The 17,318-nt window shown below is 31.8% G+C and carries 16 protein-coding genes; 8 read left to right on the top strand and 8 right to left on the bottom strand.

Annotated features, from left to right (window positions below; all coding sequences use genetic code 11):
* The first annotated feature begins 42 nt into the window (after positions 1-42).
* The gene (lysM, locus tag Q4512_RS02165; protein ID WP_303421140.1) at positions 43-540 is read left to right on the top strand and encodes a peptidoglycan-binding protein LysM; all 498 of its coding nucleotides are present in this window, start codon (positions 43-45) and stop codon (positions 538-540) included.
* Positions 541-589: 49 nt separating this feature from the next.
* Here the strand turns inward: lysM and Q4512_RS02160 are convergent, their stop codons facing one another.
* The 4 genes from Q4512_RS02160 to Q4512_RS02145 form a co-directional block, all read right to left on the bottom strand.
* Positions 590-2,467, bottom strand: coding sequence for a tetratricopeptide repeat protein (locus tag Q4512_RS02160; protein ID WP_303421138.1), 1,878 nt, complete (start codon positions 2,465-2,467; stop codon positions 590-592).
* 66 nt (positions 2,468-2,533) lie between these two features.
* Positions 2,534-3,112, bottom strand: a complete 579-nt coding sequence (gene nadD, locus Q4512_RS02155) for a nicotinate (nicotinamide) nucleotide adenylyltransferase (protein WP_303421135.1) — start codon at positions 3,110-3,112, stop codon at positions 2,534-2,536.
* A 1-nt stretch (position 3,113) separates the two neighbouring features.
* A complete protein-coding gene (gene gmk / locus Q4512_RS02150) occupies positions 3,114-3,716 on the bottom strand; it encodes a guanylate kinase (RefSeq protein ID WP_303421133.1) in 603 nt (200 codons plus the stop codon).
* A 59-nt stretch (positions 3,717-3,775) separates the two neighbouring features.
* A complete protein-coding gene (locus Q4512_RS02145; protein WP_303421131.1) occupies positions 3,776-4,633 on the bottom strand; it encodes a YicC/YloC family endoribonuclease in 858 nt (285 codons plus the stop codon).
* 240 nt (positions 4,634-4,873) lie between these two features.
* Here Q4512_RS02145 and Q4512_RS02140 point away from each other — a divergent pair, with 240 nt between their 5' ends.
* A complete protein-coding gene (locus tag Q4512_RS02140) occupies positions 4,874-5,353 on the top strand; it encodes a thioesterase family protein (RefSeq protein ID WP_303421129.1) in 480 nt (159 codons plus the stop codon).
* Positions 5,354-5,356: 3 nt separating this feature from the next.
* Here Q4512_RS02140 and Q4512_RS02135 read toward each other — a convergent pair whose 3' ends face one another.
* Positions 5,357-6,250: a DMT family transporter gene (locus Q4512_RS02135; RefSeq protein WP_303421128.1), complete on the bottom strand. Its 894-nt coding sequence runs from the start codon at positions 6,248-6,250 to the stop codon at positions 5,357-5,359.
* A complete protein-coding gene (locus Q4512_RS02130; protein ID WP_303421127.1) occupies positions 6,243-6,596 on the bottom strand; it encodes an arsenate reductase family protein in 354 nt (117 codons plus the stop codon). Before Q4512_RS02130 ends, Q4512_RS02135 begins: the two co-directional genes overlap by 8 nt.
* A 114-nt stretch (positions 6,597-6,710) precedes the next feature.
* Between Q4512_RS02130 and Q4512_RS02125 the strand changes: the two genes are divergently transcribed.
* Positions 6,711-7,166, top strand: coding sequence for a DinB family protein (locus Q4512_RS02125; protein WP_303421126.1), 456 nt, complete (start codon positions 6,711-6,713; stop codon positions 7,164-7,166).
* Here the strand turns inward: Q4512_RS02125 and Q4512_RS02120 are convergent, their stop codons facing one another.
* Positions 7,167-7,892, bottom strand: a complete 726-nt coding sequence (locus Q4512_RS02120) for a PdaC/SigV domain-containing protein (protein WP_303421124.1) — start codon at positions 7,890-7,892, stop codon at positions 7,167-7,169.
* A 97-nt stretch (positions 7,893-7,989) separates the two neighbouring features.
* Between Q4512_RS02120 and Q4512_RS02115 the strand changes: the two genes are divergently transcribed.
* Positions 7,990-9,129, top strand: coding sequence for a cystathionine gamma-synthase (locus Q4512_RS02115; RefSeq protein ID WP_303421122.1), 1,140 nt, complete (start codon positions 7,990-7,992; stop codon positions 9,127-9,129).
* A gap of 81 nt (positions 9,130-9,210) precedes the next feature.
* On the opposite strand, the gene Q4512_RS02110 is transcribed toward Q4512_RS02115, so the two are convergent.
* Positions 9,211-10,008 (bottom strand): THC0290_0291 family protein, encoded by a 798-nt coding sequence (locus Q4512_RS02110; RefSeq protein ID WP_303421120.1) that lies wholly within the window; start codon positions 10,006-10,008, stop codon positions 9,211-9,213.
* A gap of 240 nt (positions 10,009-10,248) precedes the next feature.
* Here Q4512_RS02110 and gdhA point away from each other — a divergent pair, with 240 nt between their 5' ends.
* The 4 genes from gdhA (at position 10,249) to Q4512_RS02090 (ending at position 17,184) form a co-directional block, all read left to right on the top strand.
* Complete coding sequence (gene gdhA, locus Q4512_RS02105; RefSeq protein ID WP_303421117.1) at positions 10,249-11,592, top strand: NADP-specific glutamate dehydrogenase; 1,344 nt, start codon at positions 10,249-10,251, stop codon at positions 11,590-11,592.
* A 117-nt stretch (positions 11,593-11,709) separates the two neighbouring features.
* On the top strand, positions 11,710-14,058 hold the full coding sequence (locus Q4512_RS02100) for an ABC transporter substrate-binding protein (protein ID WP_303421115.1): 2,349 nt from the start codon (positions 11,710-11,712) through the stop codon (positions 14,056-14,058).
* Positions 14,058-14,780 carry a DNA repair protein RecO gene (gene recO, locus Q4512_RS02095; protein ID WP_303421113.1) on the top strand — a complete coding sequence of 241 codons (723 nt, stop codon included), beginning with the start codon at positions 14,058-14,060 and terminating at the stop codon, positions 14,778-14,780. Before Q4512_RS02100 ends, recO begins: the two co-directional genes overlap by 1 nt.
* Position 14,781: 1 nt before the next feature.
* A complete protein-coding gene (locus Q4512_RS02090; RefSeq protein WP_303421111.1) occupies positions 14,782-17,184 on the top strand; it encodes a TonB-dependent receptor in 2,403 nt (800 codons plus the stop codon).
* Positions 17,185-17,318: the final 134 nt, after the last annotated feature.

Here is a 17,318-nt window from a genome sequence, read left to right as displayed (position 1 = left end):
AACTTTACAATTATTAACAAAAAATTAAACACAAAACACATTATGGGATTATTTTCATTTATTAAAAATGCAGGAGCAAAAGTTTTCGGAATTGGAAAAACTACGGAAGAAGAGGCTGCTGAAAAATTAGCAGCAGCAAATGCCGAAGAATTAAAAGAAGAAGCATTAGTAGCTAGAAGATTAGAAGGAACAGTTAGAGATTTAGACCTTCAAGTAGAAGATTTATCGGTATTTATCGACGACGATGCAGCGACTATTTCTGGTATGGCTTATGATCAAGCAACTAGAGAAAAAGTAATATTAGTAGTTGGTAACAGCGCTGGTATTGCAACAGTAGATGATCAAATGACTGTAGAGAATGTAGAACCAGAAGCGCAATTTCACGCAGTTGTAAGTGGAGATACTTTAGGTAAAATTGCTAAAACTTATTATGGTAATGCAATGAAATACCCTGTAATTTTTGAAGCTAACAAACCAATGTTAGAGCACCCTGATAAAATTTATGTAGGTCAAGTTTTACGTATTCCTGCTTTAGATTAAGTTTTAAATACTATTATATTAAAAAGCCAACGCACTGCGTTGGCTTTTTTTATTTTGTACTAATTCTAGTTGCAAACTCTTTTAGTTTTTCTGTGTTTGGATGGTTTTCTTTTTCTGCAATTTTTATGTTTTCGCTAAGGTCCCAACCTAGACTTCTTATTCCTTTAGCAAGTAAATCTTCGATTTTCTTTTCTGCTTCATCATAATATTTTGGGAAGTGTGCAAAGCGATAAAACCATAATTCAATTGTAGCATCATATACTTTTCCATTAGCTAATTTAAATGCTTTGTCTATAAAAATTTCAGCTTCCTTTTTTCTATTGGTTAACAATAATAATTGTGCATAGTTGGCACTTATAGCATCGTCTTTAGAATTGAGGCTTATTGCTTTTAAATAATGCTTTTCAGCTTTTTCATATTCTTTGGTTATATTTTTTAAATAATTTGCATAGTTCGCATTGTTAACGCTATTGTCTTCTTCAATTTTTAATGCTTCTATATAATATTCTTCTGCTTTTTCATATTCTTTTTTATGATATAAATACTGAGCATATCCTCCTAAAGCTAATGCGTTTTCGGGATCAATGGCTAATGCTTTTAAGTAAAATACTTTTGCTCTTTCTAAATCGTTCATTATAAACTTAACGAAGTCTGCATATTCCACATTAATAGCTGCATTTTCTGGTTCTAAAGCAAGGGATTTTAAAAAATATGCATCAGCTTTAGGGTAATCATTTTTTATGCGATCTAAGTAGATGGCATAGTTTCCAATTAAACCGGCTTCATTTTCATTGTATTTTAATGCTTCTATATAATTGCTTTCTAAGTTTTCAAAGTCCTTTTTTATAAAGTGTAAAAAGTAGGTGTAGTGCCACCATAGCCAACCGGTAGTTGGGTACTTTTTAATAGCTTCTTCATATATTTTTTTACGTTTTTCAAGATTAGATTCTTTGTCTGCAAGGTTAGAATATTCCAGAGCTGATAATTCTATGTTAACAGTTTTAGCGTTAGATTTATCAATAATTTCTTCTTGTTGTTTGGTTGCCGTTTTTGTTCGATTTTCGGTAATATCTTTTAATACTTCTTTTATGGGTTTTATCTCATCAAAGACCCAAAGAAGTTCGTGCATTAGTTCGTCGAAACCATCAATTTGTACAAAATTCCCTTCGTGTTTTTTTATTAATTTTTTTACTCTCTCAGAACGATTATCTGGATTTGTAGTACACCAAAAAAAGTTACTTGGGCGATTCATGGTTTCAAAATAAGTCATTAAGCTTCCATCATTTCCGCCATAACCAATAATTATTGGTATATGAGAACTAAAGATGTTATCTAATGGTTCTTTCCATTTTGGATCTAGACAATCTATTTCGTTTGGATCACTTTTTGGATCTAATAATAAATCTCTATGGATTTTAATTATTAGTGGATGTATCTGTGAAGGTCTTGCATAACCACTTAAAGATTCATGTCCGCAAACTAAAGGGGTTTTATTCGTAAATTGATATACTGAAGATTCAATCAAACTATCAAAATTTGTTGTAAGTACACAATGTCCTTTTGTTCTGCTTAATATTTGACTTAATACAATGTGTCCAAAACTAGGTTTAGCCATTTTCATCGCTTGTACTAAAAATTCGTATCCCGAAGTTTTATCTGCGTGAAACCGTTTTCTGTATATAATACCATAAGAGGAACTAAGCTCCTCTTCATTTATTTTATTTTCAGAAACCCATGCTTTTAGCTCTTCTTCCCCAATTCTTTCTTTAATTTCATGAAACCATTTTTTTGCTAGTTCTGATCCAGTGGGAATGCCACTTTTACTACTTGCTCCAGCACCTATAATAAAACAGAATTTTCGGGATTCTGTATTTTTATGAATATCTTTAAGTGTATGTTTAAAATTGTGTGTGGATATTTTATTCATTCTGTAATAAACTTAAAATCAGGTATTTAAATTTACTAAGAATTTTTCGGAAATAAAATGAATTCCTTATTTATAAAAATTCATTTCATCCAAATACTCCCAAACATGTTGCGGTAGCATTGGTTTAATGTTTTTTCCTGCTTGAATAGATTTGCGTATAAAAGTTGAAGAAAGCTGTATTATTGGTGCATCTACAGTATGAATACGTTTGTGATTATCAAATTGTGTTTCTACTTTTCCTTCTGAAATTCTTGGATATACATAGATGTCATGATTTTCTAAAATAATTTCGTAGTTTTTCCACTTATGAAAGCTTTTCAAATTGTCTTCACCCATAATTAAACTAAAGTCGTAATCTGGATGTTTTTCTTGAAGATGTGTTAATGTGTTTATGGTGTAATTTGGTTGTGGTAGGCCAAACTCAATATCGCAAGGCTTTAGTTTTATGTAGTCTTTTGTTGCTTGATATACCATTTCTAAACGTTGGTGATTATCGAGCAAAGTACTTTTCTTTTTAAATGGATTGTGTGGTGTTACTACAAACCATATTTGGTCTAAATCACTATGTTCTGCAAGGTGATTTGCAATAATTAGATGACCAATATGAATAGGGTTAAAAGAACCAAAGTATAAGCCTACTTTCATTTTATGCCTTTTTTTTAGGGTTTAAAAAAGTAGCAACTAAGGTTTCTGCTTCTAGCAATGCTTTTTCTAGATTATCATTTTCAATAATAACATCAAATAAAGGTGCTGTCGCTAATTCTGCACTTGCTTTCGCTACGCGCATATTAATTTTATCGTCACTTTCGGTTTTGCGTTTTTTTAATCTAATTTTTAATTCGTCAATACTAGGTGGTTTTACAAAAATGGCTAGTGTTTCTTTGGGGAATTTTCGCTTAATCCGTAAACCTCCAGAAACATCAATATCAAAAATCACATTTTTGCCCAAGGCCCAAAGGCGTTCTACTTCGGTTTTTAAAGTGCCATAAAAATTATCTCTATATACTTCTTCCCACTCTAAAAAATCGTCGTTTTTTATATGTTGTTTAAATTGACTTGCAGATAAAAAATAGTAGTCTTCTGCATGTTTTTCTATTCCTCTTTTTTCTCGCGAAGTTGCCGAAATAGAAAATGCTAGATTAAGTTTTTCCTGTTTTAATAAGTGTCTAACAATGGTTGTTTTACCAGAACCAGAAGGAGCAGAAAATACAATTAATTTGCCTTGTTGTGTGTTGTTCTTTTTAGTCACAAAATATTTTTTAATATGTAGACACTTCGACTAGCTCAGTGACATTTAGTTTCTAATTTTTAAAGAACGTTTAATAGCTGTTCCTTTATTTTTTCTAGTTCGTCTTTCATCTGTACTACCAATTTTTGCATTGGTGCGTAATTACTTTTAGAACCAATTGTGTTTATTTCTCTTCCAATTTCTTGACCAATAAATCCTAGTTTTTTACCGTTAGAGTCTTCAGAATTTAAAGCAGAAAGAAAATATTCTAAGTGGTTTTTTAAACGCACTTTTTCTTCGGTAATATCAAATTTTTCAATGTAATAAACAAGTTCTTGTTCAAAGCGGTTTTCATCTACTTTTTCTTTTAATTCATCTACACCTTTACGTAAGCGTTCTCGAACTCCTTCTATACGATCTGGATCCATTTTTATTACCTGTTCTAATAGATCTGAAATAGTTGTTATTCTATTGTTAAAATCAGCCTCCAGTACTTTTCCTTCATCTAATCGATACGTTTCAATTCTGCTTAAAGCTACTTTTATTTCGGCTAAAATAGTATTCCATTCGTTTTCATCTATTTCGGCTTTTTCGGTATTAAGAGCGTCTGGAAAACGAACAGCCATTTTTAATAATTCGGTTTCATCCCCATTCACCATTTCTCTTAGCTGATTTATATATTGTTTTACAACAGGCTTATTTAGTTGTGTAGTGGTTTCTTCACCTGTCATTTCAACATAAATAGAAAAGTCTATTTTACCGCGTTCTAGTTGCTTACCTATTAATTTTCTTAAGCTTAACTCTTTTTCTCTGTAAATAGAAGGCATTCTAGCATTTAAATCCAGGTTTTTACTATTAAGAGATTTAATTTCTAAAGTAATTTTTTTTGTTGGTAATTGTAAAACAGATTTACCGTAACCTGTCATGGAATGAATCATAAGATTTTATTTAAGTTTTACAAAGGTAACGAAAAGTATAGGTTTATACCATTTACCATTTGAAATTACTGTAATACAGCTCCTTTATTTTCTTTCTTCTTCATAAAAAAAGAACCCTAACTAATTACTATCCTTTATTTTTTAGGATTCATTTTAAATAATAAATGTTATGAGAAAACACCATTTAAACTATGCACGCATACTATATTTGTGTAGATTTGTTTATTCAAAATTTAAACGATGTACACAAAACAATTTGAAATACGTTGGAGTGATGTAGATGCCAATAGGCATTTAGCAAATTCTGCATATACTAATTTTATGAGTCATACAAGAATGGCTTTTTTGATGGAGCATGGCTTTACTATGAAGGAGCTAGCAATACACAATATTGGTCCAGTGGTTTTTTATGAACACATGCATTATTTTAAAGAAGCATTTATGGGGCAACCTATTACTGTTAGCTTAGAAGTTTCTGGATTAAGTGAAGATGGTAAGTTTTTTAAATTCGATCATAATTTTTATAACCATAAAGGTGAAAATATTGCGTTTTGCGAAATGATGGGAGCTTGGATTGATTTAAAAGCAAGAAAAATGACAGATTTACCTCAAGTATTATTAGATTTAGCTAATGCTTTCCCAAAATCGGAAGATTACAAAGTCCTTACAAAAGAAGATACTAGAGCAAATGGAAGAGCTCCAAAAAACATCGTACTGTAATTTTTAGCCTTTTAATTTAGGTGTTTTACTTACAAGATATACGCCAGAAAAAATTAGAAGCATAGCTACTACTTTTACTATGTTTATTGTGTCTACTCCCATTGCTATCGCAAAGGTTCCTGCTATTACAGGTTGTAAATAAATAAAAGTACCAACAGTAGATGCTTTTAAGTTTCTTAAAGCCAAAGGATTTAGTGTGTATGTAAAAAAGGTTGCGCCAATAATGACAAAACCTATGGAGAAATAAACGTAAGGAGTAAAAGTTTCTAGTTTAATTTCTAATACATCCTGATATCCAAAAGGAAGCACCATAAAAATACCGAATAAAAACAACCATTTAATAAAAGTAAAAGGATGGTATTTTTGAGTTAATTTTTTTATTATTATTATATATATACTATAAGAAATAGCGTTTGCAAAAACCATCAAGTTTCCTAAAAGAATATGGTCTCCAGTACGTGTAGATTTCCCGTATACCGAAAGTACTATTGCTCCAGCAAAACCTAATAATATCCCTATTATTTTTAAGCCTGTAATTCGTTCTTTTAAAAACAAGGCAGAAAACACGAGTATTATTATTGGTGTAGTAATCATTATTACAGAAGCATGAATTGGAGTAGTAAGTTCTAGACCTCCTAAAAAAAGCAACATGTTTGTAGCAACACCAAAAACAGCAGCTAAAAAAAAGGTTTTAAAATCTTTTCTATCAATCTTTTCTTTTGGCATAAAACAATCTAAAATCCAGAATAAGATTGCAGCTCCAATTACTCGCAACAATACAAAACCAAAAGGCTTTATGTACCCTTCATTCATTACAAGTTTTGCAAAAGTAAAGTTTAAACCATAAAGTAGTTGTACTAAAAAAACAGCAATCAATGCAAAGGTTCTTTTATTCATTTATAACTTGTTTTACAGCTGCAACATTTGTTTTAGAGTTTCCTATAAAAATGGCATCTTCAATAATAAAAACTGGACGACTTAAAAAAGTGTAATGATCTAAAATATAGTGTTTGTAATCTTTTTCGGTTAAGTTCTGGTTTTTTAAATCCATTTCTTTGTAAAGCTTAGATCGCTTACTAAAAAGCGCTTCATAACTACCAGCTAAATCTTTCATCTGTTCTAATTGCTTAGTAGTGATTTCTTCTTTTTTAATGTCTTGTAGTATGAATTCTGAAGAAAGATTTAATTCTTTTAAAATTCTAATACAAGTACTACAGGTTTTTAGATAGTATACTTTTTTCATATTTATTTTCCGTGAAAACGGAAATATTTTTGTTTAAAACAATTAAATTTTATTACTACAAAGAACGTTCATTTTAACTAAAAAAATAATTACTTTTAAACAAAAATTTGAAACATGAATTGGGCTTTTGAGATTACTTTAAAAAACAGAAAATTATTAGAATCTTTTATAGAGAGTTATAGCCTTGAAGCGCTTAATAAAGTTCCGGAAGGTTTTAATAACAACATGATATGGAATATTGCGCATACTATTGTAACCCAACAGCTATTAGTCTATAAATTATCTGGTTTGCCTTCTGTTTTATCGGATGAAATGATAGAAACATATAGAAAAGGTACAAAAACAGAGCGCGATGTAACGCAAGCTGAAGTAGATGAAATTAAGGGATTGTTGTTTTCTACTATTGAAAAAACAAAAGAAGATTATAACAATAAACTATTTAAAAATTATAATGCATATACGGTTTCTACCAAAAGCACATTAACCAATGTAGAAGAAGCTATTGGTTTTAATAATTTTCATGAAGGTATTCATCTAGGTTATATACTAGCTCTTAAAAAATCTATATAGTTATATTTTTAAATACGTATTTGCTACTTGGTAAGGAATTGTAAATTCTACAATCTCTTTTTCAAAAGCACCAACACTAAAATTGTCGTATAAAATAATTACACCTTCATCACTAAATCCTAAGGTTTCTGGTAATTTAAATTGGTTATTGTTTAATAGGTTATCTGCATCTGTAAAGGTAGAATTTACCTCTTTGTTGTAATATTTTTCGATTAATGTGGTAAACTCTTCTACATTATTGATTAAATCATTTGTGGTTAAAAGGTCTCCTGTACTCGTATCAAAATTAAAAAAGCGTAATACTAAATTACTGTTTGCCGCTCCAGTATTTATACTAGAATTCATTACTATACAAGCAAAATTGGTTTTTTTAAAAATAACTTCACCATCAATTAAAGCTTCCCATTTGGGTAGTTCTTCTTTTAATTCTGAAGAAATTAAAGTATTAAAATTAGCATATGCATTATTGAAATCTTGCATGCTTTCTTCAAGATTTTCTTTTTTTTCTGCTGCAGCATCTATATGTAAAGCTTGACATGTAAATTGGTTGAGAGTTGTATTTATTTTTTCTGCAGCCAGACTTTCCCCTACTGCTTTAGGCATGTTAATTTCAATAGTAGTTGTGGTTTCTTTTAAAATATTGATTTCAGCAAAAGGAAGTGTTGCGCTCTCTTTTTTACATGAAGAAAAAAGAAGGATAAAAAAAAATAGAGGAACAAATTTCAATGTATATGTGTATTAAAAGTTAAAGATAGATTAAAGATATAGTATAGATTTGAATAGAACGAGTTAAAAAGTATTTTTGTTATAAATACATATACAAATGAAGTTTAATACGAAGACTATTCATGGGGGACAAAAACCAGATCCTGCTTATGGAGCTGTAATGCCACCAATATACCAAACAACAACCTATGCGCAAAGCACTCCTGGAGGACATAAAGGTTATGCGTATTCCAGGTCACATAACCCAACAAGAAATGCTTTAGAAAATGCTTTGGCGAGTATAGAAAACGGGAATTTTGGTTTCGCTTTTGGTTCTGGTCTTGCAGCAATAGATGCTATTCTAAAACTTTTAAAACCTGGTGATGAGGTGATTTCTACTAACGATTTGTATGGTGGTACTTATAGATTGTTTACCCAGATTTTTGAAGATTTTGGTATTACCTTTCATTTTGTTGGTATGAAAAACGCTAGCAATATTGAAAATTATGTAAATGCAAATACAAAACTTATTTGGGTGGAAACACCAACAAACCCTATGTTAAATATTATAGATATTAAAGCTGCTGCCAATATCGCAAAAAAGCATGGTGTTTTATTAGCTGTAGATAACACATTTGCAACCCCTTACCTGCAACAGCCATTAGATTTAGGAGCGGATATAATTATGCACTCAGCAACAAAATACCTTGGTGGACATAGTGATGTGGTTATGGGAGCCTTAGTAGTAAAAGATAAAGATTTAGCAAATAAATTATATTTTATACAAAATGCTAGTGGGGCAATCTGTGGTCCTCAAGACAGCTTTTTAGTTTTAAGAGGAATAAAAACCTTACATGTAAGAATGCAACGTCATTGCGAAAATGGCAAAGCTATAGCAACATATTTAGCTACGCACCCAAAAGTGGAAAAGGTGTATTGGCCAGGATTTAAGGAGCATCCAAATCATGCAATAGCAAAAGCACAAATGCGTGATTTTGGAGGTATGGTTTCCTTTACTACAAAAGGGAATAATTATGCGGAAGCGATTCAATTAGTAGAAAAATTAAAGGTATTTACTTTAGCAGAATCCCTTGGTGGCGTTGAATCTCTTGCTGGTCATCCTGCAAGTATGACACACGCAAGTATTCCAAAAGAGGACCGAGAGAAAACAGGCGTTGTCGATTCGCTTATTCGTTTAAGTGTTGGTATTGAGGATGAAACTGATTTAATTGCCGATTTACAACAGGCTTTAGGATAGATATAAGGTATAATAATTCTATAATATTGTAAACAAAAAACGCAAGCCTAAGCTTGCGTTTTTTGTTTTATGTTTTTAATTTTAGTCTAAATAGTAAATGTAACCAAAGTTTAGCCATAATAACCAATCATTCGCTTTATTAGACTCTAATGTATGATTTAAACCATCTACCCAATTACTATAAAAATATTGCGATCTCAAATCCAGCATTAAATCGGAAACCACATTAAGTTTGTATCGTACACCAACACTAGCTACTGTAGACCAGGTGCTTCCAGAAGCATCACTAATGACATTTGAAACCGAAGATTGACCATTTACCCATGGACCAAAAAAGTTGTTTGGATCCAGAATATTTCCACCAGGTTCATCGGTATATACTTTTGGGTTATAAGATGTATAATGTACACCAAAACTAATAAAAGGTGCAAATCTATAAGCAAATCCTTGAAAAGATCGAATACTTAAAGGAAAGTATTCTAATTGCATACCAATATCAAAATTATTGGCTTCTCCATGGTGTGTTCTAAGTTGATCATAGCTAGAACTAGGGTTATCTACCCATTCTCCAAAATGATCTAATCTAGTTTTATTCCAGGAAAGCTCACTTCTTAATTTAAAATGATCATTAAAGTAGGTGTCTGTAGAATAACAATTACAATCTGCTCTATAAGAAAAGTTTATATAGTGTACAATTCCAATTCCAATTCCAGTATTTCCTGCGTCCGTTTCAAAGTTATTTCTAACGCCAAAATCCGACTGAAAAGCTACAGGGCCAGCAATAACACCTATTTCATGTGAAAATCCTAGTTGAGAAACTGCAGCGTGTGTTCCTATAATAAAGAACAAAATGAAGGTTAATTGTTTCAAATTAAACATGGTATGATTTCAAGATTAGAGCAAAATACATATAACAAATATATAAATTCCCAACAAACCTGCAAATATAACAGATAAAAGGATGGTTTATTGTAAGTGTAAAAGAGATAGCAATCAAATCTAATAAATTATTATATAACCGGTATTGCTAAAAAGAAAAAAAAAGCATGTAATTTTTAAAGATAATGTATATTTGCATACGTAAAATTAGATATATACTATTTCTCAAAATTTCATAAAATGGAAAATAAAATTGAAGCTTTTTTAAATACAGTGAAAGAAAAGAATAGTCATGAGCCTGAGTTCATGCAAGCTGTTCATGAGGTTGCGGAAACCGTGATTCCGTTTATAGAGGAAAATCCTCAGTATCAAAATAAAATGTTATTAGAGCGTATGGTAGAACCAGAACGTACGATAATATTTAGAGTACCATGGATTGACGATAAAGGTAATACACAAGTAAATAGAGCTTTTAGAGTCGAATTTAACTCTGCAATTGGACCATATAAAGGAGGGCTGCGTTTTCACCCATCTGTAAACTTAAGTATTTTAAAATTTTTAGGTTTTGAACAAGTGTTTAAAAACTCATTAACCACCTTGCCAATGGGAGGAGGAAAAGGAGGGAGTGATTTTAACCCAAAAGGTAAAAGTGATAACGAAGTAATGCGTTTTTGCCAATCTTTTATGAGTGAATTGTTTAGACATATAGGAGCAAATACAGATGTACCAGCAGGCGATATTGGTGTTGGTGGTCGTGAAATTGGTTACATGTTTGGTCAATACAAAAGATTGCGAAACGAATTTACTGGTGTGCTAACTGGAAAAGGAATTTCTTATGGAGGTTCTTTAATTCGTCCAGAAGCTACTGGTTATGGTTGCGTTTATTTTGCAAAAAATATGTTAGCTACCAAAGGAGATTCTATAGATGGTAAAACAATAGTAATTTCAGGTTCTGGTAATGTTGCTCAATATGCTTGCGAAAAAGCAACAGAATTTGGAGGTAAAGTGGTTACTATGTCAGATTCTTCAGGTTATATTCATGATGCAGATGGTATTAATGCTGAAAAATTAGCATATATCATGGAAATTAAAAATGTAAAACGAGGAAGAATAAACGAATACACAGAAAAATATACTTCTGCAACTTTTCATAAAGGAGAAAGACCTTGGGGTGTAAACTGTGATATTGCATTACCATGTGCAACACAAAATGAATTAAATCTTGAGGAAGCAAAAGCATTAATTAATAACAATGTAATCGCTGTTGCTGAAGGAGCAAACATGCCAACAACACCAGAAGCTATTGAAGCTTTACAAAAAGCGAAAGTATTATTCTCGCCTGGAAAAGCGTCGAATGCTGGAGGTGTTGCAACTTCTGGTTTAGAAATGAGCCAAAACTCTTTACGTTTTAACTGGACAAGAGAAGAAGTAGATGCAAAATTAAAGCAAATTATGAACGATATTCACGAGTCTTGTGTTACGTATGGTACACAAAAAGATGGGTATGTCGATTATGTAAAAGGAGCAAACATTGCGGGATTTGTAAAAGTTGCAGATGCTATGTTAGCACAAGGAGTTGTCTAACATTTTATGCATAGCGAAAAAAAGCTTCCTCTTTAGGAAGCTTTTTTCGTTTTTAATATATTATTTTAACATAAAACTCGTTAGTTATAAATATATTTGAAGTTGAAGATTTTAGCTATGATTAAAAAAATTGCACTATTTCTAATTTTTGTAATACCAATAGTTTCATTTGCACAAGACTATTCTGCACAATGGCAAGGGCATTTTTCTTTTTATAATATTAAAGATGTATCGCAAGGGAATAATAAAATATACGCTGCAGCCGAAAATGCGATATTTAGTTATGACATTGAAACCAAAGAAATACAAACGATTACAACTATAAATGGTCTTTCTGGCGAAACAATTACAGCTATTCATTATAGTGAAGCTTATGAATTGTTAGTTATTGGTTACGATAATGGTTTAATGGATATCGCTTTCGATGATCCCGAAGAAAATGTTTTAACCATTATAGATATTGTTGACAAACCAACGATACCACCTACAGATAAAGGTATAAACCATTTTAATGAACACGAAGGCTTAGTGTATATTTCTACAGATTATGGAATTTCTGTATACGATTTAAGTCGTTTAGAGTTTGGTGATACTTATTATATTGGAGATTTAGGAGGTCAAGTTATTGTTGAACAAACAGTAGTTTTCCAAGACTTCATCTATGCAGCATGTAAAAATGGAAGAGGAATAAGAAAAGCCCCTTTAAGTAGTACTAGTTTAATAGATTATGAAGAATGGCAAAGTGTCGTTTCTGGAGATTTTGTAGTGATTGAAGCAAATAGCGATAATCTATATGTTTGTAGAACTTGGAGAGCTTTTTATGATTTAGATGGTAGTACATTAACACAATTAATTAGATATGATGATCTACCCTTAGATGTTAGAAGCATTAACGATTACTTAATTGTAACGACAATAAATGATGTTTTTATTTACGACGGAGATTTTACACTAGTAACACAGGTGTCTGTAAGCGAAGAATTAGATACTCAATTTTCATCAGCAACCATAGATGGCGAATACATTTATATAGGAACCGCAAATGGTCTAATAAAAACCCCACTTTTAAACCCTGTAGAATTTGAACCAATTGTACCAAATGGGCCACTTTTTAATGATGCATTCTCTATAAAAGCCTCTGCTAACAACCTTTGGGTAACCTTTGGGGATTACACCATATATTATGTTCCTACACCATTTAGAGAAAGCGGAATAAGCCACCTTAAAGGTGAGGAATGGAAAAATATCCCATTCGATAGTGTATTAACCGCTAGAAATTTGAATACCATTTCTATAAACCCATTTGTAGAAAATAATGTGTTTATTAGTTCTTTTCAAGATGGAGTACTAGAAGTCGAAAATGATGTTCCAACTACCCTGTATGACCAAACTAATAGTGGTTTAGAGTCCTTAATCGTTCCTGGAGCACCAAGTGTAATTGGTATAAGGCAGGGAGCTTCCGATTTTGATAGTAACGGTATTTTATGGACCATGACGGCAAGAACCGAAAGACCTTTAAAATCCTATGACCCATCTACCGACCAATGGCAAAGTTATGATTTCTCAGCATTAATTCAAGATGGATTAAACGACGAATGGGGGTATGGAGATTTAGTGATAGATAGTAATGGCAACAAATGGTTTGGTGGTTATATTTTCGGACTTATGGGGTATAATGAAAATAACAGTGGTGTTAAATTAAATGCTATTTTTTCTGAAGAACAAAATATGCCTTCTACAATAGTTACTGCTCTTGCAGCAGATGATAGAAATCAAATTTGGGTTGGTACAGACAAAGGATTAAGAGTCTTATATAATTCTTCATCCTTTTTTACTGAGGAAAGTCCTGATATTGATGAGGTTATTATTTTAGAGGATGGTATTCCACAAGAACTCTTATTTCAGCAATTTATAACCGATATTGAAGTAGATGGATCTAATAATAAATGGATAGCAACCCTGTCTTCTGGAGTGTTTTATTTCTCTTCAGATGGTCAAGAAACCATTTACCATTTTACAAAAGACAATTCACCTTTACCAACAAATAATATTGTAGATTTATCTATAGATTCTTCTAATGGAACCGTTTATATAGCTACCGAAAATGGATTGGTATCTTTTAAAGCAGGTGGTTCTTCTGTATCTCAAAACTTAGAAGACGCTTATGTCTATCCGAACCCAGTTAGACCAACATTTAATATCACTCAAGACAAAGTGAAAATTAAAGAAATTCCAGATAATGTAAACATTAAAATTACAGATATTGAAGGGAATCTTGTGGCTGAAGCAGAATCGGGTACAAATGCAAGATATCAAGGCTATAATTTAGAAATTGATGGAGGAACAGCTTTTTGGAACGGTAAAAACCTTGCTAATAATACCGTAGCATCTGGTGTTTATTTAATTATGCTTTCAGACTTAGATACTTTTGATACTAAAGTACTAAAAATAATGGTTGTGAGATAATGATCACTAAAACCAATGCTATTGTTTTATCAAAAATAAAGTATGGGGAACATGACTTAATTATTAAATGCTATACCAAACAATTTGGTGTTGTAACTTTTTTACAAAAAGGCATCTTAAAATCTAAAAAAGGAAAAGTAAAAAAGGCATATTTCCAATTGTTATCACAATTACAATTAGAAATTAATTTTCAAGATAATCGGTCTATTCAATATATAAAAGAAGTTAAACCAAATTACATATATACTACATTACATAACGATATTTTAAAAAGTACTATTGTTATGTTTCTATCCGAAGTATTATCGACTTCCCTTCAAGAAGAAGAAAAAAATGAATCTCTTTACCAGTATTTGGAGGCAACTTTGCAATGGCTAGATATGCAAGATCGCTGTTCCAACTTTCATTTGTTATTCTTGTTGAAACTCACGAAACATCTTGGTTTTTATCCCGAAAAAAACCTTAAAAACACAAGCTTTTTTAATTTAAAAGATGGAAAATTTGAAGAAAAACCAACCGATTTTTATAGCGTTTCAGGAGAAAATTTAACACTATTAAAAACACTACTAGGCACAATTTTTGATGACTTATCTCAAATCAAAATTAATGCAATTCAAAGGCAGTCTTTTTTAACTATGTTATTGCTGTATTTTGATTTACATTTGGGAAGTTTTAAAAAACCCAATTCGCTAGAAATATTTAATCAAGTTTTTAATACCTAACATGAAGTATATTAGTATCCTTTTTCTTTTTATAAGCATTTTTACACAAGCACAACAAATTACAGTATTAAATAAAGTTACAGGAGAAACCATACCAAGTGTTGCTATATATAATCATAGTAAGACGAAAAGTACCACCACAAATTTTGATGGTCAAGCTAATTTAAGCACTTTTAATAATACAGAACGTTTATATTTTCAGCATCTATCTTTCCAAGAATTTTCTATCCTAAAATCTAAAATTCAAGACGCAACAATTTCATTAGAAGCAAATGCACAAGGTTTAGATGAGGTGGTCATTTCTGCTTCAAAATTTAAACAAAGTAAAAGAGATATTCCGCAAAAAATAACCAATATAAGTGCTAAAGATATTCAGTTTTCAAATCCTCAAACAAGTGCCGATTTACTTGAGCAATCCGGACAAGTATACATTCAAAAAAGCCAATTAGGTGGAGGTAGCCCAATGATTAGAGGTTTCTCGACTAACAGATTACTGCTAACCGTAGATGGTGTGCGAATGAATAATGCCATTTTTAGAGGAGGAAACCTTCAAAATGTAATCTCGGTGGATCCTTTTAGTATTCAAAACACCGAAGTAACTCTTGGTGCTGGTTCTATTATTTATGGTAGTGATGCCATTGGTGGTGTGATGAGTTTTTATACTAAAACCCCAAAACTATCGTACAGAGATTCTCTTAAATTTAATGCTAATGCTGCAGTTCGATATGCAACTGCAACAAATGAAAAGACTGGACATTTAGATTTTAATATCGGACTTAAAAAATGGGCTTTTCTTACCAATGCTAGTTATACCTATTTCGACGATTTAAGAATGGGTTCCCACGGCCCAGACGATTACTTAAGACCAGAATACATAGAAACTATAGATGGCGAAGATGTAATTGTACAAAACAGCAATCCGAAAATCCAAAAATTTACAGGCTACGATCAAATAAACCTAATTCAAAAAGTACGGTTCGAACCACAAGATAATTTAAGTTTCGATCTAGGTTTATACTATTCTGCAACTTCCGATTATCCAAGATACGATCGTTTAATTCGCTATAGAGACGGCGATTTACGTTCTGCACAATGGGATTATGGACCTCAAAAATGGTTTATGTCAAACTTTGGGTTAACAAAGCTAAGTAGTGGTTCTAACCTTTACGATAAAATTAAATTTATAACCGCTTACCAAAACTTTCAAGAAAGTAGAATCGATAGAGATTATCAATCTACAAACCAGGATAATACCGAAGAAAGTGTAGACGCATATTCTGCAAACCTAGATTTCGAGAAATTAATTAGTCCAAAAACCGAACTGTTTTATGGTCTAGAATATGTGTATAATAAAGTGCATTCTAAAGCATTTGCTAGAGATATAACCACTAACGAAACAGCAGCTATTGTAACTCGATATCCAGATAATTCTAGTTGGCAATCTGCAGCAGCATATGCCAGTTTAAAATACAAACCAAACACTAGGTTTGTATTACAGTCTGGTATACGCTACAACCATGTTGCATACCAAGCAGATTTTACCGAAAACAACGTGTTTTTAGATCTCCCATTTAATACCACAAAAAGTGATGCTGGAGCATTAACAGGAACCGCTGGAATAAGTTGGATACCAAATAAAACAATACAATGGAAATTAAATGCATCTACCGCTTTTAGAGCACCAAATATTGACGATGTAGGTAAAGTGTTCGATAGTGAGCCAGGATCGGTGGTAGTACCCAACGAAAATTTAAAACCAGAATATGCTTATAGCGGAGAATTAGGCCTAAAATTAGACTTCGATAACGTGTTTGTTTTAGATTTAGCAACCTACTACACGTATTTAGATAATGCATTAGTACGACGCGATTACACTTTAAATGGCGAAAGCGAAATTCTATATAATGGCGAGTTAAGCCAAGTACAAGCCATGCAAAACGCATCGAAAGCTTGGATCTATGGTTTCGAGGTTGGTATGAAAATTAATCTGTCTAAAAAACTACAATGTACCTCCCAATACAATGTAATTGGTGGTACAGAAGAAGACGACGATATCGAAGTTCCAGTAAGACACATTGCACCAAACTTTGGTAATACACACCTTACTTGGCAATCTGAAAAATTAAAATTCGATGCTTTTGCCGAATATAATAACGAGCTTTCTTTTCTAGATATAGCACCTTCCGAAATCGAGAAAGATTATATCTACGCCTTAGATAGCGACGGAAATCCGTATGCTCCATCTTGGTATACGCTAAACTTTAGTGCGCAAATGGAAGTGTATAAAAATACAACAGTAACAGCAAGTTTAGAAAACATAACAGACCAACGTTACAAAACCTATTCTTCGGGTATTGCTGCGCCTGGAAGAAATCTAATTATCGCATTAAGTTATAGTTTATAGTTTTTTAGTAAGTGTTTTAATTTGGGCGTTTACTACTTCGCAAAAAAAAAGCTACGTAGTACCAGGCTATCCATTATATCTTTTTATGTAGGTTACTTTTAATGGTATATAAAGAGCAATCTAATTTTTAAGCT

It is taken from the genome of Oceanihabitans sp. 2_MG-2023 (assembly GCF_030547245.1).
Lineage (GTDB): Bacteria > Bacteroidota > Bacteroidia > Flavobacteriales > Flavobacteriaceae > Oceanihabitans.
The sequence above is the reverse complement of the archived record's forward strand: the minus strand, read 5'-3'. Positions and strand labels throughout refer to the sequence as shown.

Excerpts from the sequence above, each read along its gene's own strand:
- Q4512_RS02160 (WP_303421138.1), bottom strand. The coding sequence starts at position 2,467 with ATGAATAAAATATCCACACACAATTTTAAACATACACTTAAAGATATT.
- nadD (WP_303421135.1), bottom strand. The coding sequence starts at position 3,112 with ATGAAAGTAGGCTTATACTTTGGTTCTTTTAACCCTATTCATATTGGT.
- Q4512_RS02145 (WP_303421131.1), bottom strand. The coding sequence starts at position 4,633 with ATGATTCATTCCATGACAGGTTACGGTAAATCTGTTTTACAATTACCA.
- Q4512_RS02100 (WP_303421115.1), top strand. The coding sequence starts at position 11,710 with ATGATTAAAAAAATTGCACTATTTCTAATTTTTGTAATACCAATAGTT.
- lysM (WP_303421140.1), top strand. The coding sequence starts at position 43 with ATGGGATTATTTTCATTTATTAAAAATGCAGGAGCAAAAGTTTTCGGA.
- Q4512_RS02125 (WP_303421126.1), top strand. The coding sequence starts at position 6,711 with ATGAATTGGGCTTTTGAGATTACTTTAAAAAACAGAAAATTATTAGAA.
- recO (WP_303421113.1), top strand. The coding sequence starts at position 14,058 with ATGATCACTAAAACCAATGCTATTGTTTTATCAAAAATAAAGTATGGG.
- Q4512_RS02110 (WP_303421120.1), bottom strand. The coding sequence starts at position 10,008 with ATGTTTAATTTGAAACAATTAACCTTCATTTTGTTCTTTATTATAGGA.
- gdhA (WP_303421117.1), top strand. The coding sequence starts at position 10,249 with ATGGAAAATAAAATTGAAGCTTTTTTAAATACAGTGAAAGAAAAGAAT.
- Q4512_RS02090 (WP_303421111.1), top strand. The coding sequence starts at position 14,782 with ATGAAGTATATTAGTATCCTTTTTCTTTTTATAAGCATTTTTACACAA.
- Q4512_RS02130 (WP_303421127.1), bottom strand. The coding sequence starts at position 6,596 with ATGAAAAAAGTATACTATCTAAAAACCTGTAGTACTTGTATTAGAATT.
- Q4512_RS02115 (WP_303421122.1), top strand. The coding sequence starts at position 7,990 with ATGAAGTTTAATACGAAGACTATTCATGGGGGACAAAAACCAGATCCT.
- Q4512_RS02140 (WP_303421129.1), top strand. The coding sequence starts at position 4,874 with ATGTACACAAAACAATTTGAAATACGTTGGAGTGATGTAGATGCCAAT.
- Q4512_RS02135 (WP_303421128.1), bottom strand. The coding sequence starts at position 6,250 with ATGAATAAAAGAACCTTTGCATTGATTGCTGTTTTTTTAGTACAACTA.